Here is a 19,024-nt window from a genome sequence, read left to right on the forward strand (position 1 = left end):
GATGCGCATCGTCGATGTCTGCGCCTTTTACGCACCGCGCGGCGGCGGGGTGAAAACCTATGTCGAACGCAAGCTCCAGGCCGGGGCGCAGGCGGGACATGAAATCATCATCCTGGCCCCGTCGGACAATGACCGGGTGGTCGAAACCCAGGGCGGTGGGCGCATCGTCATGCTGCCCGCGCGCCGCTTTCCGCTCGACCGGCGCTATTCCTATTTCGACGACGAACAGTCGCTGCACGCCATGCTCGACCGCCTGCAACCCGATCTGGTCGAGGCGTCATCGCCCTGGGGGAGCGCGGCGATGGTGGCGCGTTGGCGGGGCGATGCGCCACGCGCGCTGATCATGCATGCCGATCCGCTTTCCGCTTATGCCTATCGCTGGTTCGGGTCGGTGCTGAGCCGCGCGACGATCGACCGGGGGTTCGAATGGTTCTGGCGCCACCTGCGGCGGCTGGACCAGAGTTTCGACCTGGTGGTGAGCGCCAGCGACAGCCTGTCGCAGCGCCTGTCGGCCGGGCGGCTGGAGCGGGTCGCCACCCTGCCCATGGGGGTGGAGCCGGGCTATTTCTCGCCGCGCCACCGCAATGAGGCGCTGCGCGCGCGGTTGCTGGAGCGATGCGGTCTGGGGCCGGATGCGACGCTGCTGCTGGGGGTGGGGCGGCATGCGCCCGAAAAGCGATGGCCCCAGGTGATCGAGGCGGTGACGTCGGCCGGCTATGCCAATCCGGTCGGGCTGGTGCTGGTCGGCGACGGGCGCGACCGGGCGCGGGTGCGGCGGGCGGCGGCCAACAATCCGCATATCCAGTTGCTGGCGCCGATGCACGACCGGCCCGCTTTGGCGGAGATGCTGGCGAGCGCCGACGCGCTGGTCCATGGCTGCGAGGCGGAAACCTTCTGCATGGTCGCGGCCGAGGCGCGGGCCAGCGGCATTCCCATCATCGTGCCGGACGAGGGGGGCGCGTCCGATCAGGCGGCGCATGGCGTGGGCCTGCGTTACCGGGCGGCACAGACGGACAGCCTGGCAGCGGTCATCACCGATTTCCTGAACGGCGATCCGCAGGCGCAGCGCCGGCGGGCGCAGGCGATGGCGGCATCCGTCACGACCATGGACGATCATTTCGCCCAGCTTTTCGCGGTCTATCGGGAGTTGGAAGGGAGGCGCCGTCATGCTGCTTAGGCGGCGCTCCATGGTTCGATCCCTGCCGTTTCTCGCGATCCGCAAACCACCAGCCGCAATGGCGATGGAACGGGACGCGAAAGAGGAGCATCCCTGCGGCTTGCGGCATGTCCATAGCTGCGGCAACTGGTCCATCATGGCCGCGATCCTATGGTGGGCGCTGAGGAACCGGGACTGACGCCCGATCGGCCCGGGTTCGCGAATGACGTTACGGGGCCGGATTAACCTTCCGGAAACCCGATTGATGCGAGTAACGGGACCATGTCTATTCAAGCCATCGTTGAACAGCCGCCAAAGTCCGAGAACAGGCGTGAAGCCGCTCGCTGGCGTATTCGCCTCGAACTGCCCGGCACGTTCGACAAGGCGCAGGCGAATGTCGTGATCCATGATATTTCCACGGCGGGCATGCTGGTGGAAACCCGGACGAATCTGAAGGTCGGACAGGAGATCATCCTGTCCCTGCCCGAGGCGGACAAGGTCGCCGCCCGCGTCGTCTGGCAGAATGAGCCGCTTTTCGGCTGCCGTTTCGTGGAAGCGCTGCCGCAGGCCGTGGTGAGTGCGGTGCGGCTGCGCAATCCGGATCGCGATGGTGCAAAGTCCGTCAATGAGTCCGTCCACGGGCCTGCCGAGACCAAGGCCGAAGAGAAAATCGCGGAAGGTTTGCCGGATCGTCTGCGTCGGTTGCGGCGGGAACGCGGGTTGAGCCGGGTCGCACTGTGCGAGCGGACGGGCTTCAGCAAGCCGACCATCTGGGGTTGGGAAACCGGCAGGACCACGCCGCGGAAGGACAATCTGCTTGTCCTGGCCGATATTTTCGGGCTGACCGAGCAGCAACTGCTTTTCGGCGAGGGCGATTCCACGCTCCGGAAAGCGGCGGCGCCCCTCATCGCCGACGCCAGCGCCGAAACGCTTGCCCATGCGATCCAGTCGGCCAAGGCACGGATCGCGCGGGCGGCGGGTGTGAATCCGTCGAAGGTTCAGATCCATATAGAATTTTAGGGCATCTCGCGCCAAGGCATGTCCTGGGCCTGTCGAAAGGAGAACCGCGCCTGGCGCGTGACCCGGTTCAATCCGATCGGATCCTGTTCCAGTATCGCAAGGCACATGCGGCGGAGCGTCACGTCCAGCCGGCTCCCACTGGCCTCTTGACCAGAGTTATGGCACCCATCATTTAACGCCCCTCCGCCTCTGCCGGAAGGGATCTGCATGTTTTCCGCCGCCGTGGCGCGCGTTCTGAGGGCGCGTCATGTTCATTACGGATGGGCGGTGTTGGCCGCGACCTTCCTGACCATGTTGGTGGTTGCGAGCGCCGTCGGTGCGCCGGGTGTGTTCATCGTGCCGTTGCAGAAGGAATTCGGCTGGAGCGCGGCGGATATTTCGGGCGCGCTGGCCATCCGTTTCCTGCTTTTTGGCGCGATGGGGCCTTTTGCCGCTGCCTTCATGAACCGCTTCGGCGTGCGGCGGATCATGCTGGTTTCCTTATCCATCATATGCGGCGGCCTTTTCCTGTCGCTGGGTATGGATCAGCTATGGCAGCTGGTCTGGTTGTGGGGCGTGGTGATCGGTGTCGGCACGGGCATGACGGCCGTGGTGCTGGGTGCGACCGTGGCGACGCGCTGGTTCACGGCGCGGCGCGGACTGGTGCTGGGGCTGCTGTCGGCGAGCACCGCGACGGGGCAGTTGGCTTTCCTGCCGCTGATGGCCGCCCTGACGGAAAATTTCGGCTGGCGTGCCGCGATCCTGCTGGTGTGCGGTGCGATCCTGCTGGCGGCGGTCGTGACTGTTCTGCTGATGCGTGACCGCCCCTCCGATCTGGGCCTGGCGCCTTATGGCGAGAGCGCGATCCATGCCCCGCCGGTGCAGTCCACCAGCCTTGGCGTGCTGATGATGACGCCGCTTCGGATATTGGCCGAAGCCGCGCGGGTGCCGAGTTTCTGGATACTCTTTTTCTCCTTCTATATCTGCGGGGCGAGTACCAACGGGCTGGTCCAGACCCACTTCATCTCGCTGTGCGGCGATTACGGGCTGGCGGCGGTGGGTGCCGCGTCGATGCTGGCGATGATGGGGCTGTTCGATTTTGCGGGTACGCTCGCCTCGGGCTGGCTGTCGGACAGGTTCGACAATCGCTGGCTCCTGTTCTGCTATTACGGCCTGCGCGGTTTGTCGTTGCTCTATCTGCCCTTCAGCGACTTCTCGCTCTACAGCCTGTCGATCTTTGCCATATTCTACGGGCTGGACTGGGTGGCGACGGTGCCGCCGACCGTCAAGCTGACGGCGCAGCGCTTCGGGCCGGAACGGGCGAATGTCGTCTTCGGCTGGATATTCGCCGGGCATCAGCTTGGCGCGGCGAGTGCCGCGCTGGCGGGCGGGCTGTCCCGCACGGCCTGGAACAGCTATATGCCTGCCTTCGTCGCGGCGGGGGTCCTGTGCCTCATCGGTGCGGCGCTGGTGCCGTTCATCAATCGCGGGCGGGAAAAGTCCCTCGCTCTCGCTTGACATCAGGGCGGGAGATGCCGTTGCATATTCCCGCCTCGTCCGTTCGGGCGATTTGCTGAAGATCGAATGACGAGGTTTGCGAGCGGTTCGTCTCAGCCGCGATAGCGTGCTTCGGCAAGGTCGAGTTCTCGCGTGAGTTTGTGGGCGATCTCACTGCTCACCTGGCGATCGCGCACGAGCCGGGCCAGCGTTTCGCGCTCGGCCTTGACGGCCACCAGACCGAATTCTCCGGCAAGGCGTTTTCCGGCGCGTACCTCATCGACCTGATGTCCGTTCAGGCCTTCGATGCGATCCCGATAAAGGTCCATGACCCGTCCGCCGACCGTGACATAGAGGTCGGCTTCGCCATGATGTTCGGCCAGGGCATGCTGATGCCGTTCGATCGCCTGGATCGCGGCCTCGGCAGCGGCGATGCGAGCGCTGTCCTCCTCCGCCTGCTTCGACGGTTCCGGCGGCATGGTGAGGCCCTTGAGCAGGATCGGCAAGGCGACGCTCGCAACGACGAGTGACACGACGATCACGCCGGCCGCGAGGAAGATCGCGAGATCGCGTGCCGGAAAGTCGGTCCCGTCGTTCAGCACGAGGGGCAGGGTCAGCACGCCCGCGAGGGTGATCGCACCCCGCACGCCGGCGAAGGATGTCGCCGCGACGAGCCGCCAGTCGGGGCTGTGCATGGCGGCACCGGGCTGGGCCTTGCGCAGGATCGTGAGGTGGAGCGAGGCCCAGACCCAGGCGAAACGCAGGATGGCGAGGCCGGCTATGATCGCTATGGTATAGATGGCCAGCCACCAGGGTGAGCTGTGACCCGTCAGTGCCACCGTCTGATGCGCGCCTTCCAATATGGCGGGCAGTTGTTCGCCCAGAAGAACGAATATGATGCCGTTGAGCGTGAACTGGATCGTGTCCCATACCGAGTTCCGGCGCATCCGGGTGGCGGCCATGGCCTGACGGGAAATCTCCGCGAAGCTCATCGTGACGCCGGCGCCCACCGCCGCCAATATGCCCGAGGCGTGGACATGTTCGGCGAGCATGTAGGAACCGAAGGGGATGAGGAGGCTGACGAGGATCTGCGAGCCGGTGTCCTCGCCCCAGCGTTTCGTGACCCATGCCTTGACGCGCGAGACGGCGAGGGTGACGGCAATGCCGATCGCCAGGCCGGCTCCGGCCACCCAGAGGAAATTGAGTGCGGCGGCCCCGGCGGAGAAGGTGCCCGTCAGCGCCGCTGCAATGGCGAAGCGCAGGCAGACGAGGCCGGAGGCGTCGTTGAGAAGCGATTCCCCCTCCAATATGTGCATCATCCGCTTGGGGATGGGCACGCGCGCGGCGATGGCGGAAACGGCGATGGGATCGGTCGGCGACACGACGGCGGCAAGCGCGAAGGCGACGGCGAGCGGCATGGCCGGGATCATCCAGTGGATGAAGAAACCCATGCCGACGACCGTCAGGAGGACAAGGCCGAGGGCGAGTTCGACCACCGTCCAGACGTCCTTGAGCAACTCGTCCTTGGGGATGCGCCAGCCGTCGAGAAAAAGGAGCGGAGGGAGGAAAAGGAACAGGAAGAGTTCGGGGTCGAGCTCGACGCGGTGGGATGTCGACAGACCGATGATGCCGCCGAGCAGGATCTGCACCAGAGGTGTAGGAATGGAGACGGGCAACATTCGGGAAACCGCCCCGCTGACGACGACCGCCAGCAGGAGAAATAGCACGATCGAAACTGTCTCCAATATCTTCCCTCCGTTCCGGAATCCGAAGACCTTTGGGGGAGGAAGGCGGAAGGGGCAACCCCGTTTGCGGATCGGCCGTTCGTTGGGGCCAATTCTCAGACGTAGGAAATTTCGCAGGACCGGCGGAACAGTTCGGAGATGATCGGGTCGTGATCGCCGCTGCGCATCGCGGTTTGGAGGAGGATCGGCGGAGGCACCTCCTCATCGAGCTTGACGAGGGAGCCCGCCGCGATCTTCTCCTCCACCATGTTGAGCGGGAACAGCCCGATGCCCCCGCCGGATTCCACGATGTCGATCAGCGAGCGCACATTGTTGCAGTTATGCACATGCGGATGCTGGAAGGACGACTTCCGGATCATGGTGGCCATCAGATCGTGCATGGGCGACGACCGCGCGACCGACCAGAGCGGCACGGTCGATTCTATCTCGCCGCCCTTTTCGGTGATGCTTTCGCCCAGTTCGCGGCTGGCGAGCCATACCAGTTCGACCTGTCGGATGGTGGCCGCCACTATGCCCGGCATCGTGATCGGCCCGATGGCAAAGACCATGTCGACGCGGCCGCTGAGCAGATCATCGATCAGATGGGCCGTCAGATCGATTTCGATCTCCAGCGAGATTTTCGGCATGCTCTTCCCGATGGCGTTGGTGAACACCGGAAGGCAGCTTGCCGCCGCGATCTCGCCGGACCCGACGCGGACTATGCCCGAAGCCCCTCTGAATTCGTCGGGGGACAGCAGGGTCTGCTGAAGCGTCGTCCACAAAGTTTCGCATCGCTGGACGAATTCCCGGCCGCGAACCGTCAGCATCATGTTCCTGCCCTCGCGCTGGAACAGCGGAAAGCCGATCTGCCCCTCCAACTCTCTGATGCGCGCGGAAATGGTCGGCTGGCTGGCATTCAGCCGGTCGGCGGCAGCGCCGAACGTTCCCAGACGGGCAATCCAGAGAAGAGTCTCGATATGATAGAAGGCGATACGATTCATCGGAAATTTCTATGGAAATTCCAATAAAATAATTATTGGAATTAATCAATTCCATTCTTCACACTGTGCCTGATAGCGATAACTGTTCAGCCCGTGCTGGAACAAGGGACAGGAAATGACGGACCAGATTGCCTCTTCCCCACAAGATACGCCAGCAGGTGCGGATCATAACCGTTTACGGCCTTCGTTGCCTGAGGATTATGAAGCGACGCGAGAGGAGTTGCTGGAATTTTACCGTCAGATGGTGTTGATCCGTCGTTTCGAGGAGAAGGCGGGGCAGCTTTACGGTCTGGGTCTGATCGGCGGTTTCTGCCATCTGTATATCGGGCAGGAAGCGGTTGCGGTGGGCATCCAGTCGGCGTTGAAGCCCGGCAAGGACAGCGTGATCACCGGCTATCGCGACCATGGGCACATGCTGGCCTATGGCATCGATCCCAATGTCATCATGGCGGAACTGACCGGCCGGGAAGCGGGCATTTCGCGCGGCAAGGGCGGATCGATGCACATGTTCAGCGTCGAGCATAAATTCTACGGCGGCCACGGCATCGTCGGCGCGCAGGTGTCGCTGGGCGCGGGGCTGGGCTTTGCGCACAAATATAATGGAGACGGCGGCGTGTGCGTCGCCTATTTCGGCGACGGCGCGGCGAACCAGGGCCAGGTCTATGAAAGCTTCAACATGGCCGAGCTGTGGAAGCTGCCGATCATCTTCGTGATCGAGAACAACCAATATGCCATGGGCACCAGCGTCAACCGCTCCTCGGCCGAGGACCAACTGTATCGCCGGGGCGAGAGCTTCCGCATTCCGGGCATCCAGGTGAACGGCATGGACGTGCTCGCCGTGCGCGGCGCGACGGAAGAGGCGCTCAAATGGGTGCAGGCGGGCAATGGCCCGATCCTTCTGGAGATGAAGACCTATCGCTATCGCGGCCACTCGATGTCGGACCCGGCCAAATATCGCTCGCGCGAGGAAGTGCAGTCGATGCGCGAGAAGTCCGATCCGATCGAGGGGGTGAAGAAATATCTCACCGCAGCGGGCGTATCCGAGGACGAACTCAAGACAATCGACCAGGACATCCGCAAAATCGTCAGCGACGCGGCGGACTTTGCCGAAACCTCTCCCGAACCGGAACTGCACGATCTGTATACCGACGTGCTGGTGGAGCAATATTGATGGGTATCGAGATCAAGATGCCGGCGCTGTCGCCGACGATGGAGGAAGGCACGCTGGCGAAATGGCTGGTGAAGGAAGGGGACGAGGTCCGCTCGGGCGACATATTGGCGGAGATCGAGACCGACAAGGCGACGATGGAGTTCGAGGCGGTGGATGAGGGCCAGATCGGCCGGATCGTCGTTCCCGAAGGCACCGAGGGGGTGAAGGTGGGCACCGTCATTGCGACGATGGCGGGCGAAGGGGCGGGCGAAGGGGCGGATGACGCGGCAGCGCCTGTTCCGGCTCCCAAGGCGGAAGCGCCCAAGGCTGAGGCGGCTCCCGAACCGAAGAAGGCGCAGAGCGGTACGGCGAAGCTGGTCCCTGAGGCGAAGGCGACCGTCAAGGACCCGGCGCTGCCCGAGGGCACCGAATATCTCAAGACGACGGTTCGCGAAGCGCTGCGCGACGCCATGGCGGAGGAAATGCGCCGCGACGAGCGGGTCTTCGTGATGGGCGAGGAAGTCGCCGAATATCAGGGCGCCTACAAGGTGACGCAGGGCCTGCTGGAGGAATTTGGCGACAAGCGGGTGATCGACACGCCGATCACCGAATATGGCTTTGCCGGGATCGGCGCGGGCGCGGCGATGGGCGGGTTGAAGCCGATCGTCGAGTTCATGACGTTCAACTTCGCGATGCAGGCGATCGACCATATCATCAACTCGGCGGCCAAGACCAATTACATGTCGGGCGGCCAGATGCGCTGCCCGATCGTGTTCCGTGGCCCCAACGGCGCGGCGAGCCGGGTCGCGGCGCAGCACAGCCAGAATTACGGCCCCTGGTATGCGGCGGTTCCCGGCCTGATCGTGATCGCGCCCTATGATGCGGCCGATGCCAAGGGGCTGCTCAAGGCGGCGATCCGCTCGGACGATCCGGTGGTGTTCCTGGAGAATGAGCTGGTCTACGGCCGCAGCTTCGATGTGCCCAAGGTCGACGATTATGTGTTGCCGATCGGCAAGGCGCGGATCATGCGCGAGGGCCGGGACGTGACGCTGGTGAGCTATTCGATCGGCGTGGGCGTGGCGCTGGAGGCGGCGGAGGCGCTGGCGGGCGAGGGCATCGATGCGGAGGTGGTCGACCTGCGCACGCTGCGTCCGTTGGATACCGCGACGGTGTTGCAGAGCCTGAAGAAGACCAACCGCCTGGTGGTGGTGGAGGAGGGCTGGCCGGTCTGCTCGATCGCCTCGGAGATCGCGGCGGTGGTGATGGAACAGGGCTTCGACGACCTCGACGCCCCGGTGCTGCGCGTCACCAACGAGGACGTGCCGCTCCCCTATGCCGCCAACCTTGAAAAGGCCGCACTCATCGACCCGTCACGCGTCGTCGCCGCTGTCAAAAAAGTCTGCTATCGGTAAGGCCGATGGCAAAATCATGGATGGGTGCCTCATCCCTATGAGGGGGATCAGAGGCACCCTTCCGATTGTGCGGCAAGGGTTCTCATCTCTTGAATCGGACACCGAAATAGATTGCTGAACCCGTTGCATGTTGGTGAGGCCGGCATAAGCAAGGCCGTCACAGACCTTCGGCTTCGACCCAATGCGCGCCGGTGATTTCGCGCGCCAATTGCCAGACCTGACGACGAATGTCGGGGACGGCGACGATTTCCCAATGTGCGCCCCGCGTCATCGGACCGACCACGAACAGCCGCTGTTGGATCGCCCCATCGCGGGCGATGGCGTGGCATTGCCGATCGACATCGATGCCGATCGCCAGCGGATCGGGCCGGATGTCACCCCGCATAGCCAATTGACGCAGCAACGGATCATCGGCGCGTCGCAGGTCGCCCAGTGGACCGGTGCAATTGATCACCCGGGCAAAAGACATCGCCTCCGTCCTATCCTGGCCACGCCCGCGCAGATGGACATCGAGGCTCCGACCATCGGGGACGGCCTGCACGACCTTGGCCGCATGGATTTGCAGTCGTCCCTCCTTCCGCATTGACGCGAGCCGTGCCGCCACCTGCGGCGCGATGCGGTGGCGATGGACGTCCCAATAGGGCCGTAAATGGCGAAGGAAACGGCTGCGTTCTTCCGCGCTGGCGGCGCGCCACATGTCCTGGGTGAAGCGGCGCAACTCATCCACGGCATTTCTCCAGCCGATCTCCACGCTGCGATTGCGCAATGACCGTACCAGCGCTGAGGCACTCCCCCTCGGACGGTCGTTGCAGGCCGTGTAGGGCACGGTGGCGGCATGACTTTGTGGGGCCAGTCCGCGCCGGGACAGAGCGACGACCCGCCCACGGAACCCGGTGCTGTCCAGGCTGAGCGCGCAGTCCACGGCGGTCAGGCCACTGCCCAGCAGCAGAACCTGATCCGTGGGCATCAGCCCCTCGGCAATGGTCGCGGACCAGGGATCATTGACATAGGCCGGGTTGTCGCCCGGCAGGGCGGCAAATGCGGGCAGATCATGGGGCGGCAGATTGCCGGGCGCCAGCGCCACGATATCGGCATCCATTCGGGCGCCGGATCGCAGGTCGATGTCGATGCCGTCGCCGCGCTGCCTGAGGTCGACCGCCTCATCCGTTATTACGGTCAGCCTGTCGCTCGCCAGGACCCGAACTTCGTCGAGCATCGCGCGGAGATAGGCGCCATAGTCGCGCCGCGTGGCAAAGCTGCCTTCCTGTCCCAGACCTTGCCGTTTCAGCCAGTCGGTGAAGTGATCCGGATCGTCGGGCAGGGCGCTCATATTGGCCGCGCGTACGTTGAGAATATGGCTCGCCTGCGCCGCGCCATAGGCCAGCCCACGGCCCATGCGGTCGGCATGGCGCTCGACCATCGTCACCCGCAGCGCGCCGTGACGCAGCAGGTTGATCGCCAGCAGGGTGCCGCTGAAGCCTCCTCCGACAATGGCAGCGTGATCGACCTTCAGCATGAATCAAGCATTTCTAATAGTTGGCGCAGCATTGCTTGCGAGACTTATCTCTACCGAAGAAATAGATAAATAGGCAAGCTATGCCGGAAGGACAAATATGAAGCTTGTGCGTTCCCTGATCCAGGGCTGGATCCGCCTGTACGATGCCGCGCGCCATGAATTTTTGCGTGATCCCACTGTGGTGCTGTTCGAGCGGGCGGCGACCAATCGGGAAAGTGCCCGTGGTCGCTGAATATTGGTCGCGGCGCGGTTTCCTGGGTGCGGGGGCGGCATCCGGCTTGCTGTTGGCGGGTTGCGGTGCGGGCCGGGGCGCGCGGCTGCGTGTCGCGGTCACGGGCAAGGGGAGAGGCGATATAAGGCTGCTGTTCAAGGCGGCCGGGATCGTGCCCAAGGGTCTGGACCTTCAATATAGCGAATTCCAGTCCGGTCATCTGGTGGTGGAGGCGCTGAACGGCGGTTCGCTCGACCTTGGACAGATGAGCGAGATTCCACCGATCTTCGCGGCCGCCTCAACGATCCAGAGTTTCCGTCAGATCGCCGTCCTCCATGGCGATGTCAACAATCAGGTGGTCCTGGTGCCCAAGGGGTCCCGGGCGCGCTCCATAGCCGATCTCAAGGGCAAGCGGGTCGGCTATGTGCGGGCCACCACATCGCAATATTTCCTGATCCGGATGTTGGAGGAAGTGGGTCTGGGCTGGGACGACATCACGCCGGTCGCCATGAGCGTATCCGATGGCGCGGCGGCCTTTTCCCAAGGGGCGCTGGATGCCTGGGCCATCTATGAATTCCCGATCCAGAGGGCGGTTGCCACCGATGGCGCGCGGGTGCTGCGCACCGCCTATGGCATATTGTCGGGCAATTATCTGGTGTGCGCCCATGTCGACGCGCTGGCCGATCCGGAGACGGCGGCGGTCATCCGCGAATATCTGGCGCTGATGCAGCAGGCCTTTGGTTGGGCCGCGGCAAACCGCACGGAATGGGCGGATATCGTCGCGCAGAGTATCGGTGTGCCGCGCGATTATGTGGTGGACCAGTTTCGGCGCCAGAGTGCCAGCTTTGAACTGCGCCCCGTGACCGATGCGGCCATCGCCTCCCAGCAGGGGGTGGCGGACCTTTTCTTCGCGCAGAAGATGTTGCCCAAGCCAGTCGATGTGCGGCCGTTATGGGATAGGCGGTTCAACGATTCCATACCGAAAAGAGACTGAAGACCATTTGCCTGGCCGGGCATTTGTTCCCGACCCTATCCCAAAAAAGCCGGGACTTGATTTGACCAGCATCCTGGCCATCGCTGCCTCCTGCTGACCGGCTTCCTCGACAAGGAAATCGGAGTGGTCGAAGCGTCCGCCTCGGCCCGCCGATCCTTGACCATGACCATGTGGAAACGATTGAGCGACGTTCCGCCTCCGGGGAAGCGCAGCACCGCGCTTGGCAAAATAGGTCCTTTAAAGTATCTATATTGCTCAAAAGGAGAGTGGGATGCAGAATTTCTTCAAGGGCTTCTTCCAGTTCGGTTATGTGACGCGCGATGTGGAGGCGGCCGTCGCGGCGTTCCGCGCCAAGTTCGGCCCGGTCGAATTCGCGGTGAACGAGCCCCCCGCGATCAATGGCCAGCCGGCACCGACACGACGCATCGCGCTTGCCTGGATCGACGATGTGATGACGGAGATCATAGAGCCCGATCCGATGCAGAAGACGATCTACGACGATCATGTGCCCTCCGCAGCGGGGCCGATCCGGCTGCATCATTTCGGCTATCTGATCGACGATCATCAGGCGATGATCGATCGGCTTCAGAGCATGGGTTATGATGTGCCGATGGCCGGCTCCATGCCGGGTGCGCTCGACTATAGTTATGCCGATACGCGATGCGACCTGGGCGTGTGGTCGGAATTCATTCGTCTGGACGAAGGCGGAAAAGCCTTTTTCGGATCCGTGCCGCGCACCGCAACTCGAGATTGATAAGAACGATCGTTCTTATTAAGATCCTATGTCGTCGATTTTATACGGAGTAACAGACAAAAAAAGGGCATATTGACTACTCCTCGCGCAATAATGATAAGCCTGGTGAAATATAAAGCGGGAGAGAGTCGTGCGGTCCATGCTGACGGACAAGGTGGCTGTCGTGACGGGGGGTGCTTCGGGCATCGGCAGGGCGACAGCCCAATTGCTGGCATCACATGGCGCGGCCGTGGTGATCGCCGATCTTGACGAAAGCCATGCGCTGTCCGCCGCCGACGCGATCGCGGAGACGGGTGGCCAGGCGCTGGCGATGCGCGTCGACCTGCGCGACGAGACGCAGGCGCGGGCCATGGTGGAAGCGACCGTGGCACGCTTCGGCGGCGTCGACCTGCTCGACAACACCGTCTCCTATAACGCCCCCGAGCAAACCGGGGCGGACGGCGAAATCCACGAAATGGAGGTGGCGATCTGGAACCGCGCGCTGGAGATCAATCTGCGCGGACCGATGCTGGCGGCGAAATATTGCATTCCTGAAATGCTGAAGCGCGGAGGCGGCGCGATCGTCAACATATCCTCCACCGCTGGCATATTGTCGCTGGGCACCGTCCCCGCCTATGCGGCGTCCAAGGCCGCGGTGCACAGCCTCAGCCAGTCGATCGCCACCGCCTATGGCAAGCGGGGTATCCGCTGCAACACCATAGCGCCGGGCTTCGTCGACACGCCCACGACACGCAATATGGGCGACCGGTTCTTTCAGATGACGCTCGACAATAATGTGCTGCCCTATCTGGGGGAGCCGGAGGACATTGCCCAGGCGGCACTGTTCCTGCTGTCGGATGCGGCGCGCTATATCACCGGGCAGCTCCTGGCCGTGGACGGCGGTCAGACGATCCATCTGCCGGTGGTCGCGGACATGTGGCGGATGGCGGCGGGCAAGCCGCTGGTCGAAACAGCTTGAGGAGAGAAGAGATGCAGACGCATGGGCGGCTGAACGGCAAGGTGGCGGTCGTCACCGGAGGCACGAAGGGCATCGGGCAGGGCATCGTGCTGCGTTTCCTGAAGGAAGGCGCGGCGGTGGTCTACTGTTCCCGCAGCGCGGAGAACAACCGGGAGAATGAGGCGCTGATCGCGCAGATTCCCGGCGCGGCGGAGCGGGCGCGGTTCGTCGCTGCCGATGTCGGCAACCGGCAGCAGATGGAGGATCTGGTCAACAATGCCGCCGAACATTTCGGCCGCCTCGACATCGTCGTCAACAATGCGCAGGGGATCGCGCCTGTCCGGTCGATCGAGAACAAGCCCGACGCCGATTACAGCATGACGCTGATGACCGGCTTCTACCAGTCGCTCTGGACCAGCCGCGCGGCGGTTCCGCACATGCGCAAGGTCGGAGGCGGGCGGCTGATCTATTTCTCCAGCCATTGGAATATCTGGGGTCAGCCCTATTCGAGCGACTATAACATCACCAAATCCGCCAATGAGGCGCTGACGCGCAGCGCCGCGCGGGAATTCGGCAAGGACAATATCACCGTCAACTGCATCACCCCGGCGGGCGATAGCTGGGCGTACAAGAGCTGGGCCGAGCAGAACAGGGAAATGGCCGAGGCGAGCGTGCGCCAGTTCCCGATGCGCCGCATGGGCGATTGCGAGATCGACATTGCCGGCGCGGTGCTGGGGCTTTGCAGCGACAATGGCCGCTTCATCACCGGGCAGGTCTTCTGCGTCGACGGCGGCGTATGGGCGACCGCGCCCCTCCAGATGCATGAGGAAGGCACCGATATTCACAAGGGCCACAGCCAGGCCACCGTCGAGCTGACGGCCTGAGCGCGGGGAGGACAGGATGGGATTGATCGAAGGGCAGGTCGCGATCGTTACGGGCGCGGCCAATGAACTGACGCAGGGCATAGCCCGCCGTTTCGCCCGCGAAGGCGCGAAGGTCGTGCTGGTCGACCGCGATCAGGAGGCGGCGCAGGCGGTGGCGCGCACCATTCCCGGTGCGGAAGCGCGCGGCGCCGATCTTGCGGATCCCGCCGCGGCGCGGGCGATCGCCGATGCGGTGAAAGAGGCGCATGGCCGGATCGACATATTGCTGAACGGCGCCCACGCGGCGCTGAAGTGGGAAAGGCTGGCAAAGAAGAATGCGGCGTCCGATTTTACCGCGGCATTCCATGATGTGCTTTTGAATGCGCTCAACATGATGCAGGCGGTTTATCCGCATATGAAGGCGGCAGGCGCGGGGCGCATCGTCAATCTGGGATCCATCTATGGTCCCACCGCGAACGAGGGTGTGACGGATGCCGTCACCATGGATTTCGCGCTGACCGGACTTAGCCGGTCGGCCGGCGTGGAATGGGGGAAGGACGGCATTCTCGTCAATTTCCTCCAGGCAGCCGTGCCGGACATCGGGGTTTTCGCGGATTATCGCGCCGGGAAGGGCAAAAGTGTCGAAACGCTGATCGCCAACACGGCCATGCCGCGCCTGGCCGATCCGGTGGAGGATGTCGGCGGGGCGGCCATGTTCCTCGTCTCCGACGAAGCATGTTTCATCCTGGGCCATCGCGTGCTGGCCGATGGCGGGCAACATCTGACCGCCGCGATCTTCGAACCCGGTGCGGAACGGTGACAAACGACTGGACCAGCATCGCGGCGGAGCAGCCCGGCAAGGTCGTCCAGCTTTGCTATCTGGTGCCCGACATCGCGGCGGCGGTGGCGAACTGGACGCGGCGGATGGGGGCGGGACCCTTCTTCCATGCGTGCTTCGACATGGAGGGCCAGCGTTTCGGCGACCTGCCCGCGCGCGGCATGTTGGAGGTCGCGGTCGGATATCGGCGGGGCATGAATATCGAACTGGCTGCCTATAGCGGCGCAGGGCCGGCGATATATGACCCGGCATCGACCGGCGTGGGTTATGGACTGCATCATGTGCAGGTCGCCTGCGAGGACATTGACGCGGCGATCGCAGACCATGCCGCGCGGGACGAAGCCATCGTCACCGACCATGTGGTGCCCGGCTTCGGCCGGGCGGTGATGGTCGACATGCGGGATATGCTCGGCCATTTCGTCGAATATGGTGCCTGGACTCCGGCCGTTCATGCTGCGCTTGCCGCGATGGAGGCGGCGCACGGCGAATGGGACGGCCGCGATCCCCTACGCCCCTATCCCCGGCTGGATGACTGAAGCATGCGTGACCTTTCCGCGCTGTTCGATCCCTTCGCTCTCAACGGCCTGACGCTGCCGAACCGCATCGTCATGTCCCCCATGGGGCGTAATTTTGCCGACGATGGCGTTCAGCCGCACGGCTTCGTCGATTATTTCGTCCGTCGGGTGCGGGGCGGCGTGGGCCTGTGCATCGGCGAGGCGAGCCGGGTCGACCATCCGGTGGCGTCCAGCGACGTGATGCACGCTGCGTTCCATGGCGACGCCGCGCTGGCCGCATGGAAGGATGTCGTGGATGCGGTGCATGATGCCGGAGGGGCTTTCATGCCACAGCTTTGGCACGCCGGATTGCTGCGCCCGCCCGCATCGGACCATCCGCAAATCCCCAATGCCCATCTGCCGCCGGCCGGTCCGTCCGGCTGGGCCGAACCGCTGGTGCATACGACCGGCTGGATCACGCCGATCACCCGAGCGGCGCAAATCGGCGTCCCCATGACCGAAAGCGATATCGCCGACGTCATCGATTCCTTCGCACGCGCCGCGGCGGACGCCCGGAGGATCGGCTGTGACGGGGTCAACATCCATGGCGCACATGGCTATATGATCGACCAGTTCTTCTGGGACCGCACCAACAGGCGGGACGATGGTTATGGCGGCGACCTGATCGGACGAGGGCGCTTCGCCGTGGAACTGATCCGTGCCGTGCGCGCGGCAACCGCTCCGGATTTTCCGATCACCTTCCGCTGGTCGCAATGGAAGCAGCAGGATTATCATTGCAAGATCGCTCACACGCCCCAGGAACTGGAGATGTTCCTGACGCCCATCGCGGAGGCGGGGGTCGACCTGTTCGATTGTTCGACGCGCCGATTCTGGGAACCCGAATTCGAAGGAAGCAGGCTTAATCTGGCGGGCTGGACAAAGAAGGTGACGGGTGTACCGACCATGACGGTGGGGTCAGTGGGCCTGGCGCGTTCCAACTGGATGGACGGGGAGGATTTTTCGTTGACCGACAGCGGTCTCGCCAGTCTTGACCCCTTGATGGAGCGGCTGGAGGCGGGTGAGTTCGATCTGGTCGGTGTGGGCCGGATGCTGATCAGCAATCCCGACTGGCCGAAGCGGCTGCGGGCCGGGCAAACGGACGGCATTCGACCTTATAGCAACGCGCATCTGATGACGCTGGAGTGAAGGATGCGGGCCGACCACCCGCATCGCTTCGCCGTTGCGCCGGGACTTAGAGCTTCTTGAGATCGTCGGCGGTCAGGCTCGTCACCAGGCCCTTATCGCCGTTCGACAGGGTTGCCGCCGGAATCGAAACGAAGCGGCCCTTGTAGATGATCTGCACGGATGTCGGGGCGCCTTCGGCATTCTGGAAGACGCGATCGATGAATCCGATCCGCACGCCGTCAGCGGTCTTGACCATGGTGCGGGCCTTGATGGCGGGCGCGTCCTGCGCGACCGCGACGGCGGAAAAGGACAAAGCGGCAGCCAGAGCGAAAAGATATTTCATATATGCCTCATGATTAGTCTGGCGGCCCGCTATCATGTTGTCGCGGGGCGAACAAAATGAAAGCGACGGCACCCCACAGCGATCACCTATATGAACCCTGTCGCCTTCGGGCTTTTCAGGGGAAGTCGCCGGGCGGCGTCGTCGGCATTGAATCACCGCAGCTTTCAGGGCATGGAGCCTTGCATGCAGAATGAACAGCGACATGCCGGTGCGGAGCAGGACGCGTCGGGACATCTCGAACCCCTCGCTCGGCCGGAAGCGCTGACGGAAATGGTGACGGAGCGGCTTCGCAGTGCGATATTGTCGGGCACCCTGGCGCCGGGCACGCATCTGAGCGTACCTGAAATCGCCAAGCGGCTGGGCGTTAGCCGCACCCCTGCCCGCGAAGGGCTGATCGCCCTGGAGCGCGAGGGGCTGGTGGAGCCGCGTGCCAGCGCGGGCGTGGCGGTGATCGCGGGCGGAACCGCGGACATTCTGGACCTGCTGGATATTCGCGAGGGGCTGGAGATCATCACCGTGCGTCGCGCGGCGGAGCGCATGGACGGGGAAGGCATAGCGCAACTCAAGGCGCTGTTTGCGCAGCATGAGGCGGTGGTGGCGCAAAATGATCTGGCACGCCATGTCGAGCTGGATGCGGCATTTCACGGGATGATCCGTGACGGCGCGGGCAATGGGCGGCTTGCCCGCCAACTGGTGCAGATCGACCAGCAGTTGCGGGTCCTCAACAGCCGCCTGTCCCGCGCCCAGGGCTGGAGTGGCCGCGCCGTGCTGCGTGATCACAAGGCGATCATCGATGCCATAGAGGCGGGGAATGCCGATGCGGCCGAGCGCCATATGCGCGCCCATATCGAGCGGACCCGCGCCTTCCAGCAGCGTTCGGCGGGCCAGGACCAACCGCCCACCTGAAACGGGTCCGCGCGCCCAACGCATAGGCGATGCTTTCGCGCGCCTGTGCCCGTATCGTCGATCCTCTGCATGTTGCATGTATAATCATCGGCAACGGGCGAGAGGATTGCGTATGATTCGACTGGACGGGCGCGTGGCCATCGTCACCGGCGCCGGGCGGGGAATGGGACGGACCCATGCGCTTCTTCTCGCCGCGCGGGGCGCGAAGCTGTTGGTGAACGATTATGGCGGCGCTCAATCGACGCTGGCGCCCGGCACCATATCGCACGCGCAGGCGGTCGTTGACGAAATCCGCGCGGCAGGGGGCGAAGCCGAAGCGAATGCCGACATGGTGGGCACCGGTGAGGCGGCGCGGGCCATCGTCGACCATGCGCGGGACGCATTCGGCCGTGTCGACATATTGATCAACAATGCTGGCGGATCGTTGATCGGCGAGCCCGATGCTTTCACCGATGAGGAGATTGAAGGGGTTTTGCGGACCAATTTCATCGGTCCCTACATGTTGCTGCGCCGCGTCTGGCCCCTGATGCGCGATCAGGGTTTCGGGCGGATCGTCAATGTCATGTCGTCGGCGGTGTTGGGGGCGGGGCATTTGGGACCCTATGCGGCGGGCAAGGCCGGGCTGCTGGGACTGACCCACGACGCGGCGTTCGACGGTCGGCCGCACAATATATTGGTGAACGGCATTTTCCCCACCGGCGCCTCCCGGCTGACGGAGAGCTCGCACGAGGAGCTGGCGCTCTGGTATCGTACGCATTTCCAGCCTGAGAAAGTGTCGGCGCTGGTCGCCTATCTCAGCAGCGATGCGTTGGATTTTGGGGGTGAAGTCTTCAATGTGGGCGGCGGTCGCGTCGCGCGGCTGGCCATCTTCGACAATGACGGGCTGTTCGATCCGGCGATCACGCCGGAAAGCATAGCCACCAATATCGACCTGATCCGCGATCTCAGCAAACCCACCATCACGCCCACGCTGTGGGCGCAGACGGAGCGCTATTTCAAGCACATCCCCTGGACGGGCGGCAAGTCCGGCCTGTTCTGAATTGG

At 63.7% G+C, this 19,024-nt stretch carries 20 protein-coding genes; 16 read left to right on the forward strand and 4 right to left on the reverse strand.

Annotated elements, in window-relative coordinates:
* Nucleotide 1: 1 nt before the first annotated feature.
* The 4 genes from YP76_RS11855 to YP76_RS11875 all read left to right on the forward strand — a co-directional run bounded on the left by YP76_RS11855 (nt 2) and on the right by YP76_RS11875 (nt 3,673).
* Entirely contained in the window at nt 2-1,177 is a 1,176-nt protein-coding gene (locus YP76_RS11855; protein WP_046763811.1) for a glycosyltransferase, read from the forward strand.
* Nucleotides 1,178-1,187: 10 nt separating this feature from the next.
* Nucleotides 1,188-1,355 carry a hypothetical protein gene (locus tag YP76_RS11860; RefSeq protein WP_157035765.1) on the forward strand — a complete coding sequence of 56 codons (168 nt, stop codon included), beginning with the start codon at nt 1,188-1,190 and terminating at the stop codon, nt 1,353-1,355.
* A gap of 83 nt (nt 1,356-1,438) precedes the next feature.
* A complete protein-coding gene (locus tag YP76_RS11865; RefSeq protein ID WP_046763813.1) occupies nt 1,439-2,176 on the forward strand; it encodes a PilZ domain-containing protein in 738 nt (245 codons plus the stop codon).
* Nucleotides 2,177-2,383: 207 nt separating this feature from the next.
* Nucleotides 2,384-3,673, forward strand: a complete 1,290-nt coding sequence (locus YP76_RS11875; RefSeq protein WP_046763815.1) for an MFS transporter — start codon at nt 2,384-2,386, stop codon at nt 3,671-3,673.
* A gap of 92 nt (nt 3,674-3,765) precedes the next feature.
* Here the strand turns inward: YP76_RS11875 and YP76_RS11880 are convergent, their stop codons facing one another.
* Both YP76_RS11880 and YP76_RS11885 read right to left on the reverse strand, forming a co-directional pair.
* Nucleotides 3,766-5,397 carry a Na+/H+ antiporter gene (locus YP76_RS11880; RefSeq protein ID WP_046763816.1) on the reverse strand — a complete coding sequence of 544 codons (1,632 nt, stop codon included), beginning with the start codon at nt 5,395-5,397 and terminating at the stop codon, nt 3,766-3,768.
* A 95-nt stretch (nt 5,398-5,492) separates the two neighbouring features.
* Nucleotides 5,493-6,377 (reverse strand): LysR family transcriptional regulator, encoded by an 885-nt coding sequence (locus tag YP76_RS11885; protein ID WP_046763817.1) that lies wholly within the window; start codon nt 6,375-6,377, stop codon nt 5,493-5,495.
* Nucleotides 6,378-6,492: 115 nt separating this feature from the next.
* Here YP76_RS11885 and pdhA point away from each other — a divergent pair, with 115 nt between their 5' ends.
* Nucleotides 6,493-7,548 (forward strand): pyruvate dehydrogenase (acetyl-transferring) E1 component subunit alpha, encoded by a 1,056-nt coding sequence (pdhA, locus tag YP76_RS11890; protein ID WP_046763818.1) that lies wholly within the window; start codon nt 6,493-6,495, stop codon nt 7,546-7,548.
* Complete coding sequence (locus YP76_RS11895; protein ID WP_046763819.1) at nt 7,548-8,939, forward strand: pyruvate dehydrogenase complex E1 component subunit beta; 1,392 nt, start codon at nt 7,548-7,550, stop codon at nt 8,937-8,939. The genes pdhA and YP76_RS11895 overlap by 1 nt, the downstream gene beginning before the upstream one ends.
* A gap of 157 nt (nt 8,940-9,096) precedes the next feature.
* On the opposite strand, the gene YP76_RS11900 is transcribed toward YP76_RS11895, so the two are convergent.
* A complete protein-coding gene (locus tag YP76_RS11900; RefSeq protein WP_046763820.1) occupies nt 9,097-10,455 on the reverse strand; it encodes an FAD/NAD(P)-binding protein in 1,359 nt (452 codons plus the stop codon).
* 97 nt (nt 10,456-10,552) lie between these two features.
* Here YP76_RS11900 and YP76_RS29075 point away from each other — a divergent pair, with 97 nt between their 5' ends.
* From YP76_RS29075 to YP76_RS11935, 8 genes are all read left to right on the forward strand, one after another.
* Nucleotides 10,553-10,687: a hypothetical protein gene (locus YP76_RS29075; RefSeq protein ID WP_269748640.1), complete on the forward strand. Its 135-nt coding sequence runs from the start codon at nt 10,553-10,555 to the stop codon at nt 10,685-10,687.
* Nucleotides 10,677-11,660 carry an aliphatic sulfonate ABC transporter substrate-binding protein gene (locus tag YP76_RS11905; protein WP_046763821.1) on the forward strand — a complete coding sequence of 328 codons (984 nt, stop codon included), beginning with the start codon at nt 10,677-10,679 and terminating at the stop codon, nt 11,658-11,660. The genes YP76_RS29075 and YP76_RS11905 overlap by 11 nt, the downstream gene beginning before the upstream one ends.
* A gap of 271 nt (nt 11,661-11,931) precedes the next feature.
* Complete coding sequence (locus YP76_RS11910; protein WP_046763822.1) at nt 11,932-12,414, forward strand: VOC family protein; 483 nt, start codon at nt 11,932-11,934, stop codon at nt 12,412-12,414.
* A gap of 139 nt (nt 12,415-12,553) precedes the next feature.
* Nucleotides 12,554-13,372, forward strand: a complete 819-nt coding sequence (locus YP76_RS11915) for an SDR family NAD(P)-dependent oxidoreductase (RefSeq protein WP_046763823.1) — start codon at nt 12,554-12,556, stop codon at nt 13,370-13,372.
* A gap of 11 nt (nt 13,373-13,383) precedes the next feature.
* Nucleotides 13,384-14,235, forward strand: a complete 852-nt coding sequence (locus YP76_RS11920; protein WP_052757392.1) for an SDR family NAD(P)-dependent oxidoreductase — start codon at nt 13,384-13,386, stop codon at nt 14,233-14,235.
* A 16-nt stretch (nt 14,236-14,251) separates the two neighbouring features.
* Entirely contained in the window at nt 14,252-15,034 is a 783-nt protein-coding gene (locus YP76_RS11925; RefSeq protein WP_046763824.1) for an SDR family NAD(P)-dependent oxidoreductase, read from the forward strand.
* Nucleotides 15,031-15,588: a VOC family protein gene (locus tag YP76_RS11930; protein WP_046763825.1), complete on the forward strand. Its 558-nt coding sequence runs from the start codon at nt 15,031-15,033 to the stop codon at nt 15,586-15,588. The genes YP76_RS11925 and YP76_RS11930 overlap by 4 nt, the downstream gene beginning before the upstream one ends.
* 3 nt (nt 15,589-15,591) lie before the next feature.
* Complete coding sequence (locus tag YP76_RS11935) at nt 15,592-16,752, forward strand: oxidoreductase (RefSeq protein ID WP_046763826.1); 1,161 nt, start codon at nt 15,592-15,594, stop codon at nt 16,750-16,752.
* A 46-nt stretch (nt 16,753-16,798) separates the two neighbouring features.
* Here YP76_RS11935 and YP76_RS11940 read toward each other — a convergent pair whose 3' ends face one another.
* Nucleotides 16,799-17,074, reverse strand: a complete 276-nt coding sequence (locus YP76_RS11940; RefSeq protein WP_046763827.1) for a hypothetical protein — start codon at nt 17,072-17,074, stop codon at nt 16,799-16,801.
* Nucleotides 17,075-17,257: 183 nt separating this feature from the next.
* Between YP76_RS11940 and YP76_RS11945 the strand changes: the two genes are divergently transcribed.
* On the forward strand, nt 17,258-17,980 hold the full coding sequence (locus tag YP76_RS11945) for a GntR family transcriptional regulator (protein ID WP_046764093.1): 723 nt from the start codon (nt 17,258-17,260) through the stop codon (nt 17,978-17,980).
* Between the two features lie 112 nt (nt 17,981-18,092).
* Complete coding sequence (locus YP76_RS11950) at nt 18,093-19,019, forward strand: SDR family NAD(P)-dependent oxidoreductase (protein ID WP_046763828.1); 927 nt, start codon at nt 18,093-18,095, stop codon at nt 19,017-19,019.
* The last annotated feature ends 5 nt before the right edge of the window (nt 19,020-19,024 follow it).

Origin of the sequence: Sphingobium chungbukense (genome assembly GCF_001005725.1) — a bacterium.
In the GTDB taxonomy this organism is placed as follows: Bacteria; Pseudomonadota; Alphaproteobacteria; order Sphingomonadales; family Sphingomonadaceae; genus Sphingobium; species Sphingobium chungbukense.

What these genes read in the sequence shown, in the direction of transcription:
- YP76_RS11855 (WP_046763811.1), top strand. Translation starts at nt 2, where the DNA reads ATGCGCATCGTCGATGTCTGCGCCTTTTACGCACCGCGCGGCGGCGGG.
- YP76_RS11860 (WP_157035765.1), top strand. Translation starts at nt 1,188, where the DNA reads ATGGTTCGATCCCTGCCGTTTCTCGCGATCCGCAAACCACCAGCCGCA.
- YP76_RS11865 (WP_046763813.1), top strand. Translation starts at nt 1,439, where the DNA reads ATGTCTATTCAAGCCATCGTTGAACAGCCGCCAAAGTCCGAGAACAGG.
- YP76_RS11875 (WP_046763815.1), top strand. Translation starts at nt 2,384, where the DNA reads ATGTTTTCCGCCGCCGTGGCGCGCGTTCTGAGGGCGCGTCATGTTCAT.
- YP76_RS11885 (WP_046763817.1), bottom strand. Translation starts at nt 6,377, where the DNA reads ATGAATCGTATCGCCTTCTATCATATCGAGACTCTTCTCTGGATTGCC.
- pdhA (WP_046763818.1), top strand. Translation starts at nt 6,493, where the DNA reads ATGACGGACCAGATTGCCTCTTCCCCACAAGATACGCCAGCAGGTGCG.
- YP76_RS11895 (WP_046763819.1), top strand. Translation starts at nt 7,548, where the DNA reads ATGGGTATCGAGATCAAGATGCCGGCGCTGTCGCCGACGATGGAGGAA.
- YP76_RS11900 (WP_046763820.1), bottom strand. Translation starts at nt 10,455, where the DNA reads ATGCTGAAGGTCGATCACGCTGCCATTGTCGGAGGAGGCTTCAGCGGC.
- YP76_RS29075 (WP_269748640.1), top strand. Translation starts at nt 10,553, where the DNA reads ATGAAGCTTGTGCGTTCCCTGATCCAGGGCTGGATCCGCCTGTACGAT.
- YP76_RS11910 (WP_046763822.1), top strand. Translation starts at nt 11,932, where the DNA reads ATGCAGAATTTCTTCAAGGGCTTCTTCCAGTTCGGTTATGTGACGCGC.
- YP76_RS11915 (WP_046763823.1), top strand. Translation starts at nt 12,554, where the DNA reads ATGCTGACGGACAAGGTGGCTGTCGTGACGGGGGGTGCTTCGGGCATC.
- YP76_RS11920 (WP_052757392.1), top strand. Translation starts at nt 13,384, where the DNA reads ATGCAGACGCATGGGCGGCTGAACGGCAAGGTGGCGGTCGTCACCGGA.
- YP76_RS11925 (WP_046763824.1), top strand. Translation starts at nt 14,252, where the DNA reads ATGGGATTGATCGAAGGGCAGGTCGCGATCGTTACGGGCGCGGCCAAT.
- YP76_RS11935 (WP_046763826.1), top strand. Translation starts at nt 15,592, where the DNA reads ATGCGTGACCTTTCCGCGCTGTTCGATCCCTTCGCTCTCAACGGCCTG.
- YP76_RS11940 (WP_046763827.1), bottom strand. Translation starts at nt 17,074, where the DNA reads ATGAAATATCTTTTCGCTCTGGCTGCCGCTTTGTCCTTTTCCGCCGTC.
- YP76_RS11945 (WP_046764093.1), top strand. Translation starts at nt 17,258, where the DNA reads ATGCAGAATGAACAGCGACATGCCGGTGCGGAGCAGGACGCGTCGGGA.
- YP76_RS11950 (WP_046763828.1), top strand. Translation starts at nt 18,093, where the DNA reads ATGATTCGACTGGACGGGCGCGTGGCCATCGTCACCGGCGCCGGGCGG.